General features: G+C 67.3%; 18 protein-coding genes and 2 tRNA genes. 13 read left to right on the plus strand and 7 right to left on the minus strand.

Going from position 1 to position 22261, the window contains the following annotated elements:
* The first annotated feature begins 2 nt into the window (after positions 1 to 2).
* From WKR98_RS13935 to WKR98_RS13945, 3 genes are all read left to right on the plus strand, one after another.
* Positions 3 to 79 (plus strand) — tRNA-Met (locus tag WKR98_RS13935).
* Positions 80 to 330: 251 nt separating this feature from the next.
* Positions 331 to 507, plus strand: coding sequence for a type II toxin-antitoxin system HicA family toxin (locus tag WKR98_RS13940; protein ID WP_124689986.1), 177 nt, complete (start codon positions 331 to 333; stop codon positions 505 to 507).
* Positions 508 to 579: 72 nt separating this feature from the next.
* Positions 580 to 993 carry a type II toxin-antitoxin system HicB family antitoxin gene (locus WKR98_RS13945; RefSeq protein WP_124689985.1) on the plus strand — a complete coding sequence of 138 codons (414 nt, stop codon included), beginning with the start codon at positions 580 to 582 and terminating at the stop codon, positions 991 to 993.
* Positions 994 to 1148: 155 nt separating this feature from the next.
* On the opposite strand, the gene WKR98_RS13950 is transcribed toward WKR98_RS13945, so the two are convergent.
* The 6 genes from WKR98_RS13950 to siaA form a co-directional block, all read right to left on the minus strand.
* Positions 1149 to 1225: transfer RNA gene (locus tag WKR98_RS13950), tRNA-Met, on the minus strand.
* Between the two features lie 64 nt (positions 1226 to 1289).
* Positions 1290 to 3311 (minus strand): FUSC family protein, encoded by a 2022-nt coding sequence (locus WKR98_RS13955; RefSeq protein ID WP_341433889.1) that lies wholly within the window; start codon positions 3309 to 3311, stop codon positions 1290 to 1292.
* Between the two features lie 137 nt (positions 3312 to 3448).
* Positions 3449 to 4237, minus strand: coding sequence for a biofilm regulation diguanylate cyclase SiaD (gene siaD, locus WKR98_RS13960; RefSeq protein ID WP_124689983.1), 789 nt, complete (start codon positions 4235 to 4237; stop codon positions 3449 to 3451).
* An 11-nt stretch (positions 4238 to 4248) separates the two neighbouring features.
* Positions 4249 to 4626: a biofilm regulation phosphoprotein SiaC gene (gene siaC / locus WKR98_RS13965; protein WP_341433890.1), complete on the minus strand. Its 378-nt coding sequence runs from the start codon at positions 4624 to 4626 to the stop codon at positions 4249 to 4251.
* An 18-nt stretch (positions 4627 to 4644) separates the two neighbouring features.
* Positions 4645 to 5187, minus strand: coding sequence for a biofilm regulation protein kinase SiaB (siaB, locus tag WKR98_RS13970; RefSeq protein WP_124692392.1), 543 nt, complete (start codon positions 5185 to 5187; stop codon positions 4645 to 4647).
* Positions 5187 to 7193, minus strand: a complete 2007-nt coding sequence (gene siaA, locus WKR98_RS13975) for a biofilm regulation protein phosphatase SiaA (RefSeq protein WP_124689981.1) — start codon at positions 7191 to 7193, stop codon at positions 5187 to 5189. The genes siaB and siaA overlap by 1 nt, the downstream gene beginning before the upstream one ends.
* Before the next feature lie 239 nt (positions 7194 to 7432).
* Here siaA and WKR98_RS13980 point away from each other — a divergent pair, with 239 nt between their 5' ends.
* On the plus strand, positions 7433 to 7702 hold the full coding sequence (locus tag WKR98_RS13980; RefSeq protein WP_124689980.1) for a DUF1488 family protein: 270 nt from the start codon (positions 7433 to 7435) through the stop codon (positions 7700 to 7702).
* 19 nt (positions 7703 to 7721) lie between these two features.
* On the opposite strand, the gene WKR98_RS13985 is transcribed toward WKR98_RS13980, so the two are convergent.
* Positions 7722 to 8639 carry a DMT family transporter gene (locus WKR98_RS13985; protein ID WP_341433891.1) on the minus strand — a complete coding sequence of 306 codons (918 nt, stop codon included), beginning with the start codon at positions 8637 to 8639 and terminating at the stop codon, positions 7722 to 7724.
* 317 nt (positions 8640 to 8956) lie between these two features.
* Between WKR98_RS13985 and scpB the strand changes: the two genes are divergently transcribed.
* The 9 genes from scpB to WKR98_RS14030 all read left to right on the plus strand — a co-directional run bounded on the left by scpB (position 8957) and on the right by WKR98_RS14030 (position 22256).
* A complete protein-coding gene (gene scpB / locus WKR98_RS13990) occupies positions 8957 to 9931 on the plus strand; it encodes an SMC-Scp complex subunit ScpB (protein WP_341433892.1) in 975 nt (324 codons plus the stop codon).
* Complete coding sequence (gene rluB, locus WKR98_RS13995) at positions 9928 to 11694, plus strand: 23S rRNA pseudouridine(2605) synthase RluB (RefSeq protein WP_341433893.1); 1767 nt, start codon at positions 9928 to 9930, stop codon at positions 11692 to 11694. Before scpB ends, rluB begins: the two co-directional genes overlap by 4 nt.
* A gap of 460 nt (positions 11695 to 12154) precedes the next feature.
* Positions 12155 to 12664: a ribosome maturation factor RimP gene (gene rimP, locus WKR98_RS14000; protein WP_124689977.1), complete on the plus strand. Its 510-nt coding sequence runs from the start codon at positions 12155 to 12157 to the stop codon at positions 12662 to 12664.
* Positions 12661 to 14139, plus strand: coding sequence for a transcription termination factor NusA (gene nusA / locus WKR98_RS14005; RefSeq protein WP_124689976.1), 1479 nt, complete (start codon positions 12661 to 12663; stop codon positions 14137 to 14139). Before rimP ends, nusA begins: the two co-directional genes overlap by 4 nt.
* A 44-nt stretch (positions 14140 to 14183) precedes the next feature.
* The gene (gene infB, locus WKR98_RS14010; protein WP_341433894.1) at positions 14184 to 17087 is read left to right on the plus strand and encodes a translation initiation factor IF-2; all 2904 of its coding nucleotides are present in this window, start codon (positions 14184 to 14186) and stop codon (positions 17085 to 17087) included.
* Between the two features lie 17 nt (positions 17088 to 17104).
* Positions 17105 to 17572, plus strand: a complete 468-nt coding sequence (gene rbfA, locus WKR98_RS14015; protein ID WP_124689974.1) for a 30S ribosome-binding factor RbfA — start codon at positions 17105 to 17107, stop codon at positions 17570 to 17572.
* A 33-nt stretch (positions 17573 to 17605) separates the two neighbouring features.
* Positions 17606 to 18544: a tRNA pseudouridine(55) synthase TruB gene (gene truB, locus WKR98_RS14020; RefSeq protein WP_124689973.1), complete on the plus strand. Its 939-nt coding sequence runs from the start codon at positions 17606 to 17608 to the stop codon at positions 18542 to 18544.
* Complete coding sequence (typA, locus tag WKR98_RS14025; protein ID WP_341433895.1) at positions 18541 to 20361, plus strand: translational GTPase TypA; 1821 nt, start codon at positions 18541 to 18543, stop codon at positions 20359 to 20361. The genes truB and typA overlap by 4 nt, the downstream gene beginning before the upstream one ends.
* 194 nt (positions 20362 to 20555) lie before the next feature.
* Entirely contained in the window at positions 20556 to 22256 is a 1701-nt protein-coding gene (locus tag WKR98_RS14030) for a methyl-accepting chemotaxis protein (RefSeq protein ID WP_124689971.1), read from the plus strand.
* Positions 22257 to 22261: the final 5 nt, after the last annotated feature.

The raw sequence follows: 22261 nt of genomic DNA on the forward strand, positions 1-22261 counted from the left end.
GACGCGGGGTGGAGCAGTCTGGCAGCTCGTCGGGCTCATAACCCGAAGGTCACAGGTTCAAATCCTGTCCCCGCAACCAGATAAAAAACGGCCTCGACGCATTGCGTCGAGGCCGTTTTGCTTTGCACTTTCCGTTCAAGGGTGTTTGCTCAAGAACCTCCCTCTCCCATTAGTGCCACAGACCCAGGTCTAGCCTGGAGGTCTGTCACCGTGGCGATGAGACACAAGCCAGCATACTGAAGGTGAAGGCGACGCGTTAGTCATCTTTTTTGTTGATCATGTAATCTTTTTTGTTTACTTTTGTCATGGGTCGACAAACGCGGGGGTGAGGTGAAAGTTAACGAGTTCCGGCGATGGTTAGCTGCCCAGGGCGCCACATTCAAGGAAGGCGCCGGTCACACAAAGGTGTACTACCAGGGCAAGCAGACCACTCTGCCAAGGCACCCAAGCCAGGAGCTTGGGGAAGGGCTGAGAAAGGCGATTCTCAAGCAACTGGGGATCAAGTAATTGAGAGGCCGCAAGGGACTTCCCGAACGCATTTCACCGTACCACCGAACGCAAACGCAAAGAGGTAATCAGATGCGCTACGCCGCTCGAATCGAACCGGATGGCAACGTTTTCATGGTGTCGTTCCGCGACATCCCCGAAGCTCTGACGGCTGCGGATACCCGCGAGGAAGCCGAGGCCGCAGCGGCCGATGCATTGCGCACGGCCATGGACTTCTATTTCGAGGATCGACGGGCCGTACCCCTGCCGTCCAAGGCCCAGGCCGGTGAGGTCCTGGTTGAACTACCTGCCAGCCTGTGGGCAAAGGTCCTGCTGCTCAACGAAATGGTCCGCCAGGACGTGGCGCCGGTGGAACTGGCGCGCCGGCTGGGAACGCGCAAGCAGGAAGTCACCCGCATCATGGACCTGGGCCATGCCACCAAGATCGATACCATTGCTGCCGCGCTTGCCAGCCTAGGGCGAGAGCTGAGCTTGTCGGTGCGTTAACAAGCAGGTGAAAGAGATCGTCGGCCGAAGGCGGCGTGGCTCGGGCAAAGAGCTGCCCCGCGCGCAGCGGAGGATATCGACGCCGAGGGCGCGTTTGGTTGAGGGATGCAAAGCAAAACGGCCTCGACGCAATGCGTTCGAGGCCGTTTCTTATCTGGTTGCGGGGACAGGATTTGAACCTGTGACCTTCGGGTTATGAGCCCGACGAGCTGCCAGACTGCTCCACCCCGCGTCTGAAGAAAAAGATTATATCCCTGTCATCTTCCCAATGCAAACTGGAGCGTGGGAAGGTGCCTTCACGCGCGTTTCCTGTCTTCACGGGCGGGCGAAGAAGAAATGTCCGCGACCCGCTGCCTCCATGCTCTTGCTGGCTGCGCGCGGAAGAATGCCGGGTGCTCGGTCAGGTGCTCCGCGATTTCCTCCAGCCAGCGGGCGGCGGGCACGGCGGCGGAGGCGTCGGCCGCGCGGGCCCGGTTGGCGTAGTTGCGCAGCGTCGCGCCGGCATCGTGCGGCGTGGGCAGCGGTTTGCTCATCGCGCGCAAGGCCTGGCCTATCCACGGCGCTTCCGGCGCATCGGGCCGCCGGTCGAGCAAATGGCCCATGCGCGCCAGCGCGTGGCCCAGCGATAGCGCCGCCAGCGCGCCGTCGGCGGTGGCGGCCTCCGTGCCGGTGCGGGCGATCAGCGCCAGGACCAGGAAACGCAGGCGGGCCAGGTGGCGTGCCGCGCGCATGGGCGTGCCGGCCCACTGCGCGATGGCGGCGATCTCGGTGCGTATGGCGCGATGCAGGTGCCGGCGGCGGCGCAGGGTGGTCATCGGGATCAGCCACCGGTAGGCGGCGTAGCTGCAGGCGATGCCTGCCAGCAGCATGAGCTCGACCGTAAGCAGCGCCATCGGTTCGGCGGGTTCGGTATTGACCGGTTGCGCCAGCACCGCGAACAGCATGTTGAAGGCCAGGCCGATGAAGGCCGTGCCGCGATGCGCCTGGGCGGTGGCGGCGGCCAGGATGAGCGGCGAAGCCAGGACCAGCGATAGCCAGGGATGGGGCACGATGGGAGCGATGCCCACGCGCCACGCGAAGGCCGCGACCGCCGCCGCGGAGGCGCCGGCCAATACGCGCCGCATGAGCGGCACCGGTTCGTCGACCGGGGCGAACAGGGCGGTGAAGATGCACGCGCCCAGCATCAGGTAGCGCAGCGGTTCCCAGCCGGATGCCAGCCACGCCCCCGCGGCAAGCGCCGAGACGGCCACGCCCCGCCAGGCGGCGATGCGCACGCCGGCGATATCCGGATGGGCGGCGGTGGGCGAAGGAGAGGGTTCCGGCAGGGTCGCCGCCATGTTCCGGTAGCTCGCGGTGATGGCCGCAAGCGCCTGTTCGAACTCGTCCAGGCAGGTGTCGAACAGCGGATCGGCGCCGCGCAGGCGGCGGGTCGCGGTGCGGACGATGGCCAGCGAGGACCCGTGTCCCGCCTGGATGGTCTCGGCCAGGTCGTCCAGGCTGGCCCGCAACTGGTCCAGGTCTTCCGCGTGGCGCCGCGCCAGCGCCTGCGCGTGCTGGCGCAGCGCCGGCATGATGGCGATCAGGTCGAGCAGTCCCGCCAGCAAGCCGCGCATGGGCTTGAGCCGGCGCCGCTGGGACAGGGATCCGGCCGTCGTGTCCTCGGCGGTGGTTTCCAGTTCGGCCAGCGCGGCGACGAGCTTGCGCGCGCGCGGCGCGGTGTCGGGAATCGGGTCCGGCCCAAGCTGGCGGGCGGCGTGGCCCAGCGTCGCGCAGAGCAGGTCGCGGGTCTTCTCCAGCAGGGCGGTCGCGGGAGAGGGCGCGTTCCACAGCGCGATGACAAGCAGCGAAGCGGCGATGCCTATCATGTTGTCGAGCACGCGTGCCGCCGCGAAGGCGGCTGTGTCGATCGGCGTGCCGGCCGTCAGCACGACGATGACGGCGGTGGTCAGTCCGCACAGGGCAGCGCCATAGGCGCGCTGGTGCCGCAGCAGGTTGCTGGCGCCGCAGCACAGCCCCATCCACACACATAGCGCGGTCAGCAGCAGGGCCGGGGCGCCGCCCGTCAGCGCGGTCAGCCCGACGGCCGCCAGGCCGCCGGCCAGGGTGCCGAGCCATTGCATCAGGCTGCGTTCGAGCAGCAGTCCGCGCGTGGGCTGGCCTATCATCCAGACGGCCATGGCCGCCCACCAGGGGTTGGCGATGGAGAAGGCGGTCGCGGCCGCCATGGCCAGTATCGAGGCGGCGGCCAGCCTTAGCGCGAAGCTGCGCGAGGCGGGGTGGCGAAGAGCGGGAAACAGGAGGGAAGGCTGGATGTGCATCGATGGCCCGTTGAAACTGAGCCTCCTCCAGCTCTGCCGGATCGTGGTGTCCGGCTTTGCGGTGCCGTCCAGGCGGACCGCGGGACGATTATAGAGGCTCGGGCCCCGTCGTCATATTTCGGCCCCTGGCGCGGGGCTCAGACCTCGGACAGCACGATGCAGTCGCGGCCCCGCCGCTTGGCCTCGAGCAGCGCGGCGTCCGCCCGCTCGATGGTGTCGGAGTAGTGTTCGCCGTGGCGATAGGCGCTGATGCCCACGCTGGCGCTGATGGACTGCCCGACGTCCGGCACGCCGGCGTGTTCGCGGATGCGCGTGCAGACCCGCTGCGACAGCGCCTGGGCCGACACCAGGGTCGTGCCGGGCATGATCATCATGAATTCCTCGCCACCCCAGCGTCCGCACAGGTCGTACTCGCGCAGGGAGCTTTGCAGGATGCGGCCCACTTCGATCAGGGCGCGGTCGCCGGCGGCATGCCCGAGCGTGTCGTTGATGCGCTTGAAGTGGTCGATGTCCAGCATGGCGATCGTGTACGGCTGGCCCGAGCGCGAGGCGCGCTGGCTTTCTTCCTTCAGCCGGTGCATCAGGTGCCGGCGGTTGGCCAAGCCGGTCAGGACGTCGCGGTTGGAGGCGTCGCTCAGGGCGACGTTCAGGTCCTGCATCATGCGCTGGTAGTGGTCGGAGATGCGTGCCAGCTTCTCGAGCTTGCGCAATTGTTTCTGGAACCGCCCGTCCAGATCGTTCTCGCGCTCCTTGACCAGGGCCTGGTAGCCGTCGGAGATGTGGGTGACGCGCTCCAGCCGGGTGGTCTGGTCGAGGAGGGCGCGCCAGACTTCATCAAGGGCTCCGCGCAGCGGATGGTCCTGGTATTCCGGCTGGGCCAGCAACTGCTCGATGCGCCGGCCGAGGTCCTCGATGTCGCGTTTCATGGTCGTGAAGGTCAGTCGTGAGCGACGATGGCGAAAGGAAAGCTGCAGTCTTCCTTGAATTCCTCGGCCAGCTCGGCTACCCGTTCGTTACGTCTATCGTAATGCCAGTTGACCGAGACCGGGTGGCCGCCGCCGTGCGCCTCCTCCAGCAGGTCGAACACGTCCATGATGGCGCGGACGCTGCTGGTGTTCAGGTAGAGCAAATGCAGTTCCAGCGACAGGGGACGCTTGGGCTCGGCCAGGAAGCGCTCGACCCAGTCGATGACCTGGTTGAACAGGTCGAAGGAATTTTCCGGATAGGAATCGCCGGTCATGGTCAGGACGCCGGCGTCCCAGTCGCCGGAAATGGCGGGAGTGGACTGGCTGCCTGTAATCGTGAGGTTGCTCATGATGCTGGTACTCGTTTGCTAGATGACGGCGCTCAGGCTGAAGAACGCCCGGCCCGCGTCGATTTCCCGCAGCGAGGCGCTGAGCGGCTCGCTGGCCTTGCGCGCGATGTCGATCAGACCCAGGCCCGAGCCGCTGCTGGCCTCCGCGTCGCGGGGCTTGCGCAGCTGTTCCTTGTAGCTGGCCTTGAGCTGGGCCTTGTCCTGTCGGGCCAGGGCGTTGATCCGCCCGAGCAGCGAATGGCCGTCGGCGATTTCCACCACGTTCCCGGCCGACACGACGTGGCGGCCGTCTTCCTTGTTGGCCACGATGACCGTGGCCATCGCTTCATGTTCGGCATAGCCCTGGGCGCTGGCATAGTGCCGGATGTTCTGAGTCATTTCGATGTATGCGCCGAAAACGTCCATGGCCGCCGAGGGCTGCACCTGCTCCGCCTGCAGGTAGTTGCGCAGCGCATTGCCGATTTCCTCGATCAGGCTGCGCGAGATGGGGCCGTTGAAACACAGCATGATGCGGTCGCGGGTGAAGCTTTCGCGCATGGCGAAAAGGTCGATCGAATCCATCATGACTCCGCGCTAAGGTTGGCCTGCTCGAACTTGAATGACAAGACGGTAATATCGTCGCGCTGCGGTTGGCGGCCCTGGTAGTCTACCAATGCCTGGGTGACGGCGCGGGCCTGCTGGTCGAGCGGGAGCCCGGCCACCGACTGCAGCAGGTCGACCAGGCGGCGATTCCCGAAACTGAAGCCATGCTCACCTCCGGATTGGTCCAGCAGGCCATCGGTGACGAGGTAGAAGGTGCGATCGGCAAGAGGCAGCGTGGCGTTGGTATATTCCCCGACGCGCTTTTCCCCCAGGGCGCGGCGGGCGCCCTTGTATTCCTCGACCGCGTCCCCGCTGCTGGCGTAGAGCGTCATTTTCGCGCCGGCGAAGCGCAACTGTCCAGCATGCCGGTCTACGTAGACCAGGGCCGCATCCATGTTCGTGGCCAGCGCGCGCGGCAGTTCGGCGTCGCTCAGCATGGCCCGCATGGCCGCGTCCGTGCGCGTCAGGATGGCTGCGGGGTCGCCCGGGCCGGCCTCGGAAATGGCGTGGTCGATGGCGGCGCGGGCCAGCATGGTCATCAGCGCGCCCGCGACGCCGTGGCCGGCGCAATCGACCACGCCCAGCAGGCAGTTGTCGCCGTCGGCCCGGAACACGTAGAAATCGCCCCCTACCACGTCGCGGGGCTTCCACAGCACGAAATGGTGCCGCCCCAGGGACTGCACCAACTGGCGGTCGGGCAGGATCGCGCGCTGGATCAGGCTGGCGTAGTCGATGGAGTCGTCGATGGTCTTGTGGGTGGCGGCCATGCGCTCGTTGGCTTCCTCCAGCGCCTGGGTGCGCTCGCGCACCCGCTGTTCCAGCTCGGCGGTGTGCGAGCGGACTTTCTCGGCCATGACGCCGAAGGCGCGGCTCAGTTCGCCGATCTCGTCGCTGCCGCCTTTGGGCAGGGTGACGTCGTAGCGGCCGGCCGAGATCGCCTGGGCCGTGTGCTGCAGCCGGCGCAGAGGCGCCAGCATCAGCCGGTCGACCGCGTAGCCGAAGCCCAGGAGCAGCAGGAACAGCACGGCGGCAAGCGCCAGCAGCGCCGGCACCAGCCACTGGTAATTGACGATGCGGGCGATGCCCAGGTCCACCGACGTCAGGACATACCACCGCAGCTCGGGCAGGTAGACCAGCGCGACGGCCGATTTCGCGCCGTTCAGCGTGGCGAACAGCGGAATGGCGCTGCCGGGGCGGGCCAGGGCATCGGCCATGGCCTGCTGCAGCTGGGTGCGCTCGGCATCGCGGGCCACCAGCCCCTGGACCGTGCGCTGGGCGGTTTCCTCGGCCGTCATGGACTTGTAGGCGATGCGCGTGGCGTCGGGATGGACCTGGATGTTGCCCTGGCGGTCGAAGATGATGGTGCTCACGCCCGGCTCCACGCCCTCCATGAAGCCCTTGAGGAAGGTGGTCAGGTCCAGGCCCGTGCCTATCATGCCCAGCCGTTCCTGGCCGTCGCGCACCTGCACGTTGAACCAGAACTTGGTCACGCCCAGGACGTGGTTGACGTCGATCTGCAGGTCGTAGGGCGCGCTGTCCTGCATGGTCGAGAAGAACCACGCGTCCTTGGGTTCGGAACGTTTCAGTGTGTAGCGGGGCGTTTCGACCGTAGGTCCCTTGTCGTCGTTGTAATAGTAGGACGGCGTGCCGTCGATGACGAAATAGGAGTGGTCGCGGAAATCGTGCTGGTAGCCCCGGGCTTCCCGGAAGAAGCGGCTGCGTTTCTCGGGGTTGGCCGGGTCGCGCATCCAGTCCAGCGTCAGGGTCGAGCTGGCCATGCGCTGGGCCAGCGCCAGCTCGCGCATGACGGGGGCCAGCAGCTTCTGCTCGCTCAGCAGCGTGTGGTTGCGGGCGTAGGCGACGCCGAAATATTCGCGCACGGCGTTGATGCCCTGCCAGGCCAGCAGCGCCGCCGGCACCAGGGCCACGGCGCAGGCGAACAACAATGCCAGTAGCGATTTACCCCTCAGACCCAGCATGGCCATGCGGATTTCCTTGACAAGCGCGACATGCCGATCCGGCGAAGCCGCGATTGTGCCGGGCGCGCGCGGCGCATGCAACGAAACGTTGCGCTGCCGCCCGCCAGGCGGGGTGAGGTTTATGCATCGCATTACCTGGAGGGCAGTGGACGGGCGCGGCCATTGGGCCTAGAGTCAAGGATCGCGATGCGCGAATCGGTCGTCGCGAGGGACGACCGCTGGTTCAGACTATCGGAGACAGGCTTATGACCACGGAGCTTGCCAGAGAAGTCCGGCCCGCCGTGCTGGACGGCGCCGTTCGCTTCACCGCCCGGTTCGAGGGCCGCAAATCCCAGGAGTTCGAAATTTCCGCCGATGTGCTGCGCGAGCACTTCGGTGCCTCGGACGCGTCCGCCGACGCGCTGCTTGCCGCCTTCCACCGGGGCCGGCACGAAATCCTGACCGCGGCGCAGGAAACCCTGGGCACGCCCACCAGCGGCATCGTCCAGCTGGGGACGGGCGACTTCCGCGCCTAGCCGCGCCGGCTCTTCCCTGTCACGATACTGGCCGCGCCGCGGCCCGCCTGCGTGCGACCGTGGCCAGCACGATGCCGGTCGCGATCAGGCCGATGCCCGCCAGATGGAAGAGGTGGACCCGCTCCCCCAGGAACGCGACCGCCAGCAGCGTGCCGAAGACCGGCATCAGGTGGATGAACAGGCTGGCGGGCCCCGCGCCTATCAGTTCCACGCCGCGGTTGTAGAAGAAATTGGCGACGATGCCGGGTAGCAGGATCACATAGGCGATGGCCAGCGCGCTGGGCAGGCCGGCCTCGATGCGCGCGCCCTGCGCATGTTCGTACAGGTACAGCGGCAGCAGCATCAGCGTGCCCATCAGGAAGGTGACGGTCAGCAGGCTGAGCGGGTGGAGGGCCGGGCGGCGAGCCAGCAAGGTGGTGTACAAGCCCCAGACCGCGACCGCGGCGACGATCCAGGCGTCCCCGGGATTGAGCGCGAAGGCGAGCAGGTCCTGCGGACGGCCGCGGGTGGCAATGGCGGCGATGCCCGCCAGGGAAATGGCCACGCCGGCGATCTGGGCCAGCGAGGCGCGCTGGCCCAGCAGCATGAACGAGAACAGCAGCGTCACCATGGGAATGGCCGACTGCATCAGCAGCGCGTTGACGGCGGACGTCTCCCGCAGTCCGATGTAGACCAGCGTGTTGAAGCCGGCGATGCCCAGCAGCGACAGCAGGAGCAGGATGGGCAGGTGCCGCCTGATGACAGGCAGGTCGGCCCGCCAATGCCTGCGCGCCAGCACCAGCAGGATCAGCGTGCCGCCGGCCCAGCGCCAGAAGGCCAGTGCGATGGGAGGCACGGAGCCGCCGGCCGCGCGTCCCACGATGAAATTGCCCGACCAGAACAGCACGGTGGTGATGAGGAGGAAATAGGCGGAATTCCAGAGTCGGGTGGCAGGCATGGAGGCGGGCGTGGGTTGGAGGGCCAGGGTTGGTCGTGCGGTCCGGTTTGCCCGGAGGCTTGTGACAAGCGCGTGCAGACGCTACACTAAGAACCGCTGCAGGGGCTTGCGCCCGCGCCGACAAGGCGCGGCCGGTCTTGCCGGTGGTCACGAACCCGGCTCCCAAAACGCTCCCGCATCATCACAGGCCGGTTCAGCATAACGTAGAACTCCGCCAGCTCGCCCTGAAGGTCGGGCCGGTCGTCCAGGCCACATGCTCTAAGAATCAGAACCCGTATTGGGAACCATACGGATTACGCCCGTTTGATCACACGCTCATGAACACCAGCGAGGCAAGGCTCGTGCTGGAGACTGCGCTCTTGTGCGCGCAGGAACCGTTGCAATTGTCGGAACTGCGCAAGCTGTTCGCCGACGAAGTCGGCAACGATACGCTACGCGGCCTGTTGCAGGACATCCACCAGTCATGGGCCGAACGCGGTATCGAGCTCGTTGCGCTGGCCAGCGGCTGGCGGTTCCAGAGCCGGCCCGCCATGCGGCCCTATCTCGAACGCCTCAATCCCGAGCGGCCGCCGAAGTATTCGCGCGCCGTCATGGAAACGCTGGCGATCGTGGCCTACAGGCAGCCCGTCACGCGCGGGGACATCGAGGAAATCCGCGGCGTGACCGTGTCCTCGCAGGTCATCAAGACGCTCGAGGATCGCGGCTGGATCGAGGTCATCGGCCACCGCGACGCGCCCGGCCGGCCGGCGCTGTTCGGCACCACGCGCCATTTCCTGGACGACCTGGGGCTGAAGGCGCTGGACGAGCTGCCGCCGCTGGAGTCCGCCGAATCCGTGGCCGCGCTGAGCGGGCTGGATGGATCCGGGGACCTGTCCCTGGCGGTGGAAGGGGCCGGGCAGGACATGCCGGGCGAGGCCGACGACGCCGCCGCCAATGACGATACGGCGGCCGAGGCGGTCGTCGCTGAAGAGGCGGTCCTGGTCGAAGAAGGGGTGGTCGCCGAAGAAGTGGTGGTCGCCGAAGAAGCGGTGATCGTCGAAGAAGTGCGAGGGGGCGAGGACGCAGTCGCCGCCGAGGGCATCGACCTCGGCGACAGCGGCGCGGACGAGGCTCCCGCCGACACGCCGGACACCCAGGAAACGGTGGACGAGGAAATCGTCGCCGAGGCCGCCGCGGACGAGCCCGCCGGCCACGAAGAAGCCGACATGCAAGCGCCTGACGCCGAGCCGGCGCCGGACGTCGAGGACGAGGAGTCCTCGGTTACGAAGACAAGCAACCAAGACCATACATGAACGAAACCACGCACGATATGCCCCCCGCCGAAGGCGTGGAGGCGTCCGCTCCGTCGGAGACAGGTGCGCCCACGCAGGAAAAGGCCCGGGGCCGGCGGAATTTGCGTACGCCTTTTCGCCGCCGCCGTCCGACCGATGAGGCCGCGCCCGAGGCCGGCGCGCCGGCCGACGCGCCCGCCGCCGAAGGCGAGCAGGCTGCGCTGTTCCCCGCCGAAGCCAAGCCGCAGCGCCGCAAGCCGCGCGCAGCGAAGGGCCCCCAGGAGGCCAAGGGCCCTCGGGCTGCCAAGGGTCCGAAGCCGCCGCAACAGCAGCGGCGCGGGGGCCAGAAGCGCCGCGAAGCGGGTGTCCAGGCCGAGGCCGATGGCACGCAGCTGGCGCTGCCCGACCTGAGCCCCGAGGAACAGCGCGCGGCCGAGAAAGAGGCCGACCAGGCGCTGTCCTTCCTCGACAAGGCTCCCGATCTCAAGCGCCGCCTGGGCAAGTATCTGTCCAGCGAGGCCGTCATGCCCAAGCTGCACAAGGTGCTGGCCGACGCCGGCATCGGCTCGCGGCGGGAGATGGAAGAGCTGATCGTGGCTGGCCGCGTGTCGGTCAACGGCGAACCCGCCCACATCGGCCAGCGCGTGGCGCCCAACGACCAGGTCCGCGTCAACGGCAAGCTGGTGCAACGGCGCCATACCACGCGCCCGCCGCGGGTCGTGCTCTACCACAAGCCCGCGGGCGAGATCGTCACGCAGGACGATCCCGAGGGCCGCGCCACGGTGTTCTCGCGGCTGCCCAAGATCAAGAACGGCAAATGGCTGTCCATCGGCCGCCTCGACCTGAACACCGAGGGCCTGCTGATCTTCACGACTTCCGGCGACCTGGCCAATCGTCTCATGCATCCCCGCTATGGGCAGGAACGCGAATATGCGGTGCGCGTGCTGGGCGAGATGACCGACGATCAGCGCCGGGCGCTGGTCGAAGGCGTGCCGCTGGAAGACGGCATGGCCGCGTTCGGCTCCCTGGACTACCTGGGCGGCGACGGCAGCAACCGTTGGTACCGCGTCACGCTGCAGGAAGGCCGCAACCGCGAAGTGCGGCGCATGTTCGAGTCGCAGGGCGTGGTGGTGAGCCGTCTGCTGCGCACCCGTTTCGGCGACGTGTCCCTGCCGCGCGGCCTGCGTCGCGGACGGTGGGAAGAACTCGATCCCTCGCTGGTGACCGCGTTGCAGGTTCAGTTGGGCCTGGTCCGCGCGGACGACGAGGAAGGCGGGCGCCGGGGCCGGCGCAGCACGCAACCCGTGTCGCACGAGGCCGCGCTGCCCCCGGGCTTCGGCACGCTGGAGCAGAACGGCATGCATGGCGCCCGCGTCGGCCGCAAGGGCCGTATCCAGGGCGGCAAGGCGGCGATGCCGGGCGTGGCGCAAAGCTTTCCCTCCGATCCGTATGGCACCGGCCAGAGTTTCGCGGGTGGGCTGCCCAATGGGCATCCCCATGGCGGCGGCGAGCGTGCCAATGGGCCCGGCGGGCGCAAGCCAGGGAAGAAAGGTCCGGCCCGTCCGGGCGGGCGGTCCGAGGGTCGCAAGCCCGAGGCCGGCGCCGCTGCCGGCGGACGTGCCCAGCGCGGCCGCCCCGCCAAGGGCGGCAACGGTCCGAAGGCAGGGAAGGGCGGCGGACGCGGCCCGAGCGAAGAGCGCCAACCCCGCGGCGCCTCGGCCCACGAATCCCACCTGGGATTCCTGGGTGGGGCGAACGGACGGGCACGGCGGGGCCGTGGCTAGGCGGACTCCTGTGGCGCGGTGGCCATTGGCTTGAAAAAAAGGCCGATTTGGCTTAACATCTACAGGCTAGACACCGCGTTTAGGGTTCAGTGCACGATCAGGGCACTTTTCGAGCCGGTCTTCACCTTGCGCGATGGCGGCCCCCGGCGTTTCAGGGGGTGGCTGGTGTGTACAGGGCAGGAGGGTTCTCCGGTTGAAAGGCGGTCTGCGGCATTCGTGCCCAAAGGCTGGTTCCCGGTTGAGTCCTCCGACAACAGAACAGGCGGTCGTTCGGGTCATGCGGCGCGTAAGCGCGCGATCGGAACGATGTCGCAAAATGGGCTGGGCCGTGCAGCCCATTTTTTTTTGGTTTTCCGGTTCGTGTCCGTCGGATTCCTGGCCTGTGCCGGGCGATGGGCCACGGCCGATACACGGCGGCATGCCAGGCATGCCGTTCACGAACGAGGGCGCATAACGAGGCATGGCAGATCTTTTTCAGCTTACCGAACAATCCCTGGCGGGCCTGGGGGTTGAACTGGTCGACGTGGAACGCGCCGGGCAGGGGCTGCTGCGTGTCACGATAGATCGCGAAGGCGGGGTGCGCATCGAGGACTGCGAAGCGGTCTCGCGCCAGTTGTCGCGGGTCTACGAGGTCGAGAACATCGACTACGCGCGACTGGAAGTCGGCTCGCCGGGCACCGATCGTCCGCTGCGCACCGCCAGGGACTTTACCCGGTTCGCCGGCGAGCGCGCACAGATCAAGTTGCGCCTGCCGTTCGAGGGACGCAAGGTTTTCGCCGGCACGCTGGTCGTTCCGGACCCCGATCCGGCCGCACAGGCGGATGGGACAGACAAAGGCGCCGAACCCGAGACGTTCGGCATCGAATTCGAAGCAAAGGAAGGGGATATCCAGGTACTGCGGTTCACGCTCGACGAGATCGAGCGGGCCAAGCTGGATCCGGTTCTGAATTTCAGGGGCAAAAAGCCATGAGCCGCGAGATTCTGTTGTTGGTGGACGCGCTGGCGCGCGAGAAGAACGTCACGCGCGACGTGGTGTTCGGTGCTCTCGAGAGCGCGCTGGCCTCCGCCATGAAGAAGCTCTACAAAGAGGATGTCGACATTCGTGTCGCGATCGACCGCGAGACGGGCGACCATGAGGCGTTCCGTCGCTGGCTGGTCGTGCCCGACGAAGCCGGCCTGCAGATGCCCGACCAGCAGACGCTGCTGTCGGAAGCGCGCGAAGTCGTGCCCAACATCGAACTGGACGACTACGTCGAAGAGGCGCTCGAGCCCATCGAGTTCGGCCGCATCGGCGCGCAAGCCGCCAAGCAGGTCATCCTGCAGCGGATCCGCGATGCCGAGCGCGAGCAGCTGCTGAACGATTTCCTGGAGCGCGGCGAATCCATCGTGTCCGGCACCATCAAGCGCATGGACAAGGGCGACGCCATCATCGAGATCGGCAAGGTCGAGGCGCGCCTGCCGCGATCGGAAATGATCCCGAAGGAAAACCTGCGCGTGGGCGACCGCGTGCGGGCCTACCTGAAGGGCATCGATCGCCAGGCCCGCGGCCAGCAGATCATCCTGTCGCGCGCCACGCCGCTGTTCATCGCCCAGCTGTTCGAGAACGAAGTGCCCGAGATCGAGCAGGGCCTGCTCGAGCTCAAGGGCGCGGCCCGGGATCCCGGCGTGCGCGCCAAGATCGCCGTGGTCGCCCACGACCGCCGCATCGACCCGATCGGCACCTGCGTCGGCATGCGCGGTTCGCGCGTGCAGGCGGTGCGCAACGAGCTGGGCGGTGAGCAGGTCGATATCGTGCTATGGTCCGAGGATCCTGCGCAGTTCGTGATCGGCGCGCTGGCGCCGGCCAACGTCCAGTCCATCGTGGTCGACGAAGACCGCCATGCCATGGACGTGGTGGTCGACGAGGACAACCTGGCGATCGCCATCGGCCGCAGCGGCCAGAACGTGCGCCTGGCGTCCGAGCTGACCGGCTGGCAGATCAACATCATGACGCCTGACGAAAGCCAGGCCAAGCAGGAGCAGGAGCACAGCTCCCTGCGCGAAACCTTCATGTCCAAGCTGGACGTCGACCAGGAAGTGGCCGACATCCTGATCGAGGAAGGCTTCACGGGTCTGGAGGAAATCGCCTACGTTCCGATCCAGGAACTGCTGGAGATCGAAGCCTTCGACGAGGACACGATCAACGAACTGCGCAATCGTGCCCGCAATGCCTTGCTGACCGAGGCCATCGCGCAGGAAGAGCGGGTCGAGACCGCGCAGGATCTGCTGAGTCTGGAAGGCGTGACGCCCGAGCTGGCCGCCAAGCTGGCGGAAGGCCAGGTGCTTACGCGCGACGACCTGGCGGACCTGTCCGTCGACGAACTGATCGAGTTGACCGGCATCGATGAAGAGCAGGCCAAGCAGCTCATCGTCCGTGCGCGCGCGCACTGGTTCGAGCAGGCTTGAGTTTGCCCATACCGTCGATCAGCCACACCGGGGAAGAGAAACGAATGTCGAGTAACACTGTCGCCCAGTTCGCAACCGAGCTGAAATTGCCCGCCAACGTACTGCTGGAGCAGCTGCGCGCCGCGGGAGTAAGCATCAAGTCGGTCGACGATACCGTCACCGAAAGCGACAAGGCACAACTGCTCGAATCGTTGCGCCGTGCCCATGGTGCGTCCGAGGACCGCAAGAAGATCACGGTCACCCGCAAGCAGACGTCCGAGATCAAGCAGGCCGATGCCACCGGCAAGGCCCGCACGATCCAGGTCGAGGTGCGCAAGAAGCGCGTCTTCATCAAGCGCGATGCCGGCGACGGCGCCGAGCTGGAAGCCGGCCAGGCCCGTCCCGAGGACGAGGTGCGCGCCAGCCAGGTGGAAGCCGAGGCCCAGGAAGCCGAGCGCCTCGAGCGCGAGCAGCAGGAGGCGCAGGCGCGCGAGCGCGCCGAGGCCGAGGAACGCGAACGCCGCGAGGCCGAGGCGCGCCTGCGCGAAGTCGAGGAGCAGGCCCGTCTGGCCGCCGAGCGCGCTGCCAGGGAAGCCGAGGAAGCCGCGGCTGAAGCCGAGAAAGCCAAGCATGCCGCCGCCGAGGCGGCCGCTGCCCAATCCACCCACCCTGCCGTGCCCGAGGGAGGGGCTGCAGTGAGCGATGTCGTAGCAAGCCAGGCTGCGTCGAGCGCCGAAGCGGCGCGCGTCAAGGCCGAAGAGGCCCGCAAGAAGGCGGAAGAAATGCGCAAGGCCGATGCCAAGGCCGCGGAAGCGCGTGACAAGGCGCGCCGTGCCGCCGAGGCCGAGGCCGCCGCGCTGCGCGAGATGCTGAGCCGTCCGCGCAACAAGGTCCTGCATGCTCCGCAGCCGGCGCCTGCGCCGGCCACGGCCCCGACGGCGCCGATCGCCGGTACGCTGCACAAGCCGGCCGCGAAGGCCGCCGCCGGGGACAGCAAGGCCGCGCCGGCCGCCAAGAAGGACGACAAGGCCGCGCCGGGCAAGAAGGTCCTGAAGGCCGGGGCCGTTGCCTCGACCTGGTCCGACGATGCCTCGCGCAAGAAGGGCCTGAAGACCCGCGGCGATGCCCCGGGCGCCAGCCGCGACGGTTGGCGTGGCGGTGGCCGCGGTGGCCGGAACCGGCACCAGGACCAGAAGACACAGCAGGTGGTCGAGAACATCGTGCGCGAAGTGCACGTGCCCGAGACCATTTCGGTGGCCGACCTGGCCCACAAGATGGCGGTCAAGGCGGCCGAGGCCATCAAGGTCCTCATGAAGATGGGCCAGATGGTCACCATCAACCAGGTGCTGGACCAGGAAACGGCCATGATCGTGGTCGAGGAACTCGGCCACACCGCGATCGCGGCCAAGCTGGACGATCCCGAAGCCTTCCTGGACCAGGCGCCGGCCTCGGACGCCGTGGAAATGCCGCGTGCGCCGGTCGTGACCGTCATGGGCCACGTCGACCACGGCAAGACCTCGCTGCTGGACTACATCCGCCGCGCCAAGGTCGCCTCGGGCGAAGCGGGCGGGATCACGCAGCACATCGGCGCCTACCACGTGGAAACCGAGCGCGGCGTGGTCACCTTCCTGGATACCCCGGGCCACGAGGCGTTCACGGCCATGCGGGCGCGCGGCGCCCAGGCCACGGACATCGTGATCCTGGTGGTGGCGGCCGACGACGGCGTCATGCCCCAGACCAAGGAAGCCATCCACCATGCCAAGGCGGCAGGCGTGCCCATCGTGGTGGCGATCAACAAGATCGACAAGCCCGAGAGCAACCCCGACCGCGTCAAGCAGGAACTGGTGGCCGAGGAAGTCGTGCCGGAAGAATACGGTGGCGATTCGCCCTTCGTGCCCGTGTCTGCCAAGACCGGCGCCGGCATCGACGAACTGCTCGAGCAGGTACTGCTGCAGGCCGAAGTCCTGGAGCTGAAGGCGCCGGTCGATGCGCCGGCCAAGGGCCTGGTCATCGAAGCCAAGCTGGACAAGGGCCGCGGCCCGGTCGCGACCATCCTGGTCCAGAGCGGCACGCTCAAGCGCGGCGACGCCGTGCTGGCCGGCGCGAGCTTCGGCCGGGTGCGCGCGATGCTGGACGAAGTGGGCAAGCCGATTGCCGAAGCGGGTCCGTCCATTCCGGTCGAGATCCAGGGCCTGACCGAGGTCCCGGCCGCCGGCGACGAGCTGATGGTGCTGAGCGACGAGCGCAAGGCGCGCGAAATCGCGCTGTTCCGCCAGGGCAAGTTCCGCGACGTCAAGCTGGCTCGCCAGCAGGCCGCGAAGCTGGAGTCGCTGTTCGACAACATGGGCGAGGGCGTGCAGACGCTGGCGCTCATCGTCAAGACCGACGTCCAGGGTTCGCAGGAAGCACTGGTCCAGGCACTGACCAAGCTGTCCACCGACGAGGTGCGCGTGCAGGTCGTGCACGCGGCGGTCGGCGGTGTGTCGGAAAGCGACATCAACCTGGCCATCGCCTCGAAGGCGGTCGTCATCGGCTTCAACGTGCGGGCGGATGCCAGCGCCAAGAAGCTGGCCGAGAACAACGGCATCGACGTGCGCTACTACAACATCATCTACGACGCCGTGGATGACGTGAAGTCGGCCATGTCGGGCATGCTGGCCCCCGAGAAGCGCGAAGAGGTCATCGGCCTGGTCGAGATCCGCGAGGTCTACAACGTGTCCCGCATCGGCAACATCGCGGGCTGCATGGTGCTCGACGGCGTGGTCCGCCGCAATTCGCAGGTCCGCCTGCTGCGCAACAACGTGGTCCAGTGGACCGGCGAGGTCGATTCGCTGCGCCGCTTCAAGGACGACGTGCGGGAAGTCAAGTCCGGCTTCGATTGCGGTATCACGCTGCGCAACAACAACGACATCGCGATCGGCGACCAGCTCGAGGTGTTCGAGGTGAAGGAAGTGGCGCGTACCCTGTAAGGGGCACGTGCAGGCAGATGAGTCGTCACAGGCAGAAGAAGCTCCCCGGCGGCGGCCGCAACCAGCGGCTCGCCGACCAGATCCAGAAGGATCTGGCCGAAATGATCCAGCGCGAGGTCGATACGGCCCGCGCCGGGCTGGTCACGCTTACGGGCGTGGACCTGACGCCCGACTACGCCCATGCCAAGGTGTATTTCACCGTCATGGGCGCCGAGCCGTCCCAGGCTGAAACCGCGCTGAATGAAAAAGCGGGGTGGCTGCATTCGCTGTTGTTCAAGCAACTGCACATCCACACCGTTCCCACGCTGCATTTCTTCCACGACCGCCAGATGTCGCGCGGCATGGAAATGAACCGGCTGATCGCCCAGGCCAATACGCCGGGCGTCAAGGCCGACGAACTGGCCGAATCCAGCCAGGCCGGCCAGGACGCGCGCGAGGGTATCGCGCCGGCAGAACCGTCCGCTCCTGACGACGACCGCGCGTAAGCCGCGCCGCGTCCTTTTTTTCCGACGATTGCGATGGCTTCCCGACGCGGGCGTGCGCTGGATGGTGTGTTGTTGCTGGATAAACCCGAGGGCTTGTCCAGCAATCATGCCTTGCAGCGCGCTCGGCGCATCCTGGATGCGCGCAAGGCGGGGCATACCGGGACGCTGGATCCGTTCGCGACAGGCCTGATGGTGCTGTGCTTCGGCGAGGCGACCAAGTTCTCCGGCGGGATGTTCGATGCCGACAAGAGCTATACCGCCACGCTGGCGCTGGGCGAGGAAACCGACAGCGGCGACCGTACGGGCGTGCCGGTCGGCTTCCCCGGCCAGGATCCCGCGGCGGCCGTGGACGAGGCGGGGATGCTCGACGTGTTGTCACGCTTCGTCGGCAGGATTTCGCAGGTGCCGCCCATGTATTCGGCGCTCAAGCGCGACGGCAAGCCCTTGTACGAATACGCGCGCGAGGGCGTCGAGCTGGAGCGGGAACCGAGGCAGGTCACGATTCATGGATTGCGGCTGCTGTCGCTGTCCGGACGATCGGCGACGATCGACGTCGCATGTAGCAAGGGCACCTACGTCCGTACGCTGGCGCAGGACGTCGGCCGGGCGCTGGGATGCGGCGCGCACCTGACGGCGCTGCGCCGCACGCGCACGGCGGGGTTCGATTTGGCCCAGGCCTGGACGCTGGAGCGGCTGGAAGCCCTGGCCGATCCGGCCGGCGCGCTGCTGCCGATCGAGTCGCTGCTGGCCGACCTGCCGGTCGTGCGGCTGGACGCCGCGGCGGCCCGGCGCTTCATGCAGGGACGCAAGGAAAGAATGGTCGCCGGCGATGCAACCGGCACGGCGGCCGCCGAGACAGATGCAGGCAAGGTCCGGGTTGCCGGACCGGACGGTGGATTCCTGGGAACGGCTCGCTGCGAGGACGGCTGGCTGCAGCCCGACAGATTGATTTCATTCAAGGAAACGACATGACACGCGCATTGCGCAACGTGGCGATCATCGCCCACGTGGACCATGGCAAGACGACCCTGGTGGACCAGCTGCTGCGGCAGGCGGGCACCTTCCGCGAGAACGAACAGATAGCCGAACGGGTCATGGACTCGAACGACATCGAAAAGGAACGTGGCATCACGATCCTGGCCAAGAACTGCGCGGTCGAATACGAAGGCACGCACATCAACATCGTGGACACCCCGGGGCACGCCGACTTCGGCGGCGAGGTCGAGCGGGTGCTGTCCATGGTGGACGGCGTGCTGCTGCTGGTCGACGCGGTCGAGGGCCCGATGCCCCAGACCCGTTTCGTGACGCGCAAGGCCCTGGCCCTTGGCCTCAAGCCCATCGTGGTGATCAACAAGATCGACCGCCCGGGTGCCCGTCCGGACTGGGTCATCAACCAGACCTTCGACCTGTTCGACAAGCTGGGCGCGAGCGAAGAGCAGCTCGACTTCCCGGTGGTCTACGCCTCGGGCCTGAACGGCTACGCGGGCCTGACCGAGGAAGTGCGCAGCGGCGACATGAAGCCGCTGTTCGACGTGATCCTGGACAAGGTGCCGGTGCGCAACGACGACGCCGACGGTCCGCTGCAACTGCAGATCGTGTCGCTGGATTATTCCAGCTACGTCGGCAAGATCGGCGTGGGCCGCATCACCCGCGGGCGCGTGCGTCCGCTGCAGGACGTGGTGATCAAGTTCGGTCCCGAAGGGAACCCGATCAAGGGCCGCGTCAACCAGGTGCTGAAGTTCCGTGGCCTGGAGCGCGAGATCGTTCCCGAGGCGCAGGCCGGCGACATCGTCCTGATCAACGGCATCGACGAGCTGGGCATCGGCTGCACGGTGTGCGCGCCCGACACGCCCGAGGCCCTGCCCATGATCAAGATCGACGAACCGACCCTGACCATGAACTTCTGCGTGAACACCTCGCCGCTGGCCGGCCGCGAAGGCAAGTTCGTGACCAGCCGCCAGCTGCGCGACCGCCTGGACCGCGAACTCAAGTCCAACGTGGCGCTGCGTGTGCGCGATACCGGCGACGACACCGTGTTCGAGGTGTCGGGCCGTGGCGAACTGCACCTGACCATCCTGCTGGAAAACATGCGCCGCGAAGGCTATGAACTGGCGGTTTCGCGTCCGCGCGTGGTCTTCAAGGATATCGACGGCGTCAAGTGCGAGCCGTTCGAACTGCTGACGGTGGACGTCGAGGACGGCCACCAGGGCTCGGTGATGGAAGAGCTAGGCCGTCGCAAGGGCGAGCTGCTGGACATGGCCTCGGACGGCAAGGGCCGCACCCGCCTGGAGTACCGCATTCCCGCTCGCGGCCTGATCGGTTTCCAGGGCGAGTTCATGACGCTGACGCGCGGCACGGGCCTGATCAGCCACGTGTTCGACGAATACGCTCCGGTGCGCGACGGCACCCTGGGCGAGCGCCACAACGGCGTGCTGATCAGCCAGGAAGACGGCGATGCCGTGGCCTACGCGCTGTGGAAGCTGCAGGATCGCGGCCGCATGTTCGTCTCGCCCGGCGAGGCGCTGTACGAAGGGATGATCATCGGCATCCACAGCCGCGACAACGACCTGGTGGTCAACCCGATCAAGGGCAAGCAACTCACCAACGTCCGCGCCTCGGGCACGGACGAGGCCGTGCGCCTGGTTCCGCCCATCCAGCTGACGCTGGAGTACGCGGTGGAGTTCATCGCCGACGACGAACTGGTCGAGATCACGCCCAAGAACATCCGTCTGCGCAAGCTGCACCTGAAAGAGCACGACCGCAAGCGGGCCAGCCGCGAAGCCGCCTGACGGGCCGTCGGCAAAGCCAGGGAAAAGGGGAGCGTAAGCTCCCCTTTTTTCATGTTTGCCGGCTGGCCCGACCCCGTGTTCCGCCATACAGATCCCGCCGGGCATGCCGTTAATGGCTTGAGTGAGTTTTCGTCGCCGCGCCGGTGCGCCATGCCCCGGCGGGTCGCGTGCAAGGGGATCGAATGAGCGCGGTAATGCATGATACGAGTGGTTTTTCCGGCGGCGAGACACGTCCCGCCCCGGTGTCCTTGACGGCCCGGTCGTCGCTGAAGGGCCGGCTGGCGGCCCTGGTGGCCCTGGCGGTGGTGCTGCTGCTGGCGGTTCAGGGATGGTCCGTCTACAGCGAGCGGCAATTGCTGCTCGAGGCCAAGAAGTCGGAGATCCTGGCCGTGGCTCAGGGCGCCTGGGGGATCGTCAACCACTACCAGGAACAGCAGCAGAAGGGGCAGTTGACCCAGCAGCAGGCGCAAGAGGCCGCCAAGGCCGCGCTGCAGGGCTTGCGCTATGGCGGCGGCAACGGCAAGGCCGAATACATCTTCGTCACCGACGAGCAGGGCCTGATCGTGATGAACGGGGGCAATCCCGCGCTGGCCGGCTCCAACGCCATCACCCGCTCGGGCGACAAGCGCGATCCGGGCGTGGCCATGCAGGAGCGCATGGCCGCCATGCGCGATGGGGGTGGGCAGAGCACCATGCGCATCCTGTTCGCCCGGCCCGGCGAAACGGAGCCCGTGCCCAAGCTGAACATCTACAAGCATTTCCAGCCCTGGAACTGGGTGATCGGCACCGGCGTGTACATCGACGACCTGGACCAAGTCATCTCGCGCCGGCTCGTCACCGGCATCGGCACGGCACTCGCGCTGGCGGTGGTCCTGCTGCTGGCCAGCGGCCTCATCGCCCGCGGCGTCATCCGGCAGATCGGGGGCGAGCCGCGTGCCGTGCTCGACATCATGCGCCGCGCCGCCGGCGGTGATCTCAGCCAGAAGCTGCCGGATGCCGAGCCGGGCAGCCTGCTGGACGGCTTCGCCCGGATGTCGGAGTCCGTGCGCAACCTGATCGCGCGGGTCCGCGAGGAAGCCGCCACCATGAAGCGCGACGCCCATCGCATCGCCGAATCGGTGAACCAGGTCTCCGCCGCGGCGGTCCAGCAGAGCGATGCGACGTCCTCGATGGCCGCGGCGGTCGAGGAACTGACGGTGTCGGTGGCCCATATCTCCGATGCGGCCAGCCAGACCCAGCACAATTCCGAGGGTGTGGCCGAGAAATGCCGCGATGGCGAGACCCGCGTCATGAGCGCGGCCGAAAGCATGAAGCGCATCGCCAGCGCGGTGGGCGAGGCCTCGCACAAGATCCGCGGCCTGGAGGAAAGGGCGGTGCAGATCAATTCCATCGCCGCCTCGATCAAGGAAATCGCCGGACAGACCAACCTGCTGGCCCTGAACGCGGCCATCGAGGCCGCCCGGGCCGGCGAGCAGGGCCGGGGCTTCAGCGTGGTGGCGGACGAGGTCCGCAAGCTGGCCGAGCGCACGTCGTCGGCCACGGTGGAAATCGAGGAAATGGTCAGCGCGGTCCAGCGCGAAACGGCCGAGTCCACCGTGACGATGGAGCACATTCTGCCCATGGTGGCCGAAGGCACCAGCCTGGCCGACGAAGTGGCGGTGTCGCTGCGCGAGATCAGCTCCAGCGCGGACACCTCGCTCGAGCGCGTGCGCGAAGTGGCCCATGCGACCAAGGAGCAATCGGCCGCCAGTACCTCGATCGCCCAGCAGGTGGAGAGCATCGCCCAGATGGTGGAGGAAACCACGGCCGCCATGGGCGAGACAGCCCGCTCGGCCGAGGAAATGCGCGAGATGGCCGAGCGGCTGGATCGGATGGTGGGGGTGTTCCGGGTCTAGGCCCG

This window comes from Pigmentiphaga sp. YJ18 (assembly GCF_038066655.1).
Classification (GTDB): Bacteria; Pseudomonadota; Gammaproteobacteria; order Burkholderiales; family Burkholderiaceae_B; genus Pigmentiphaga.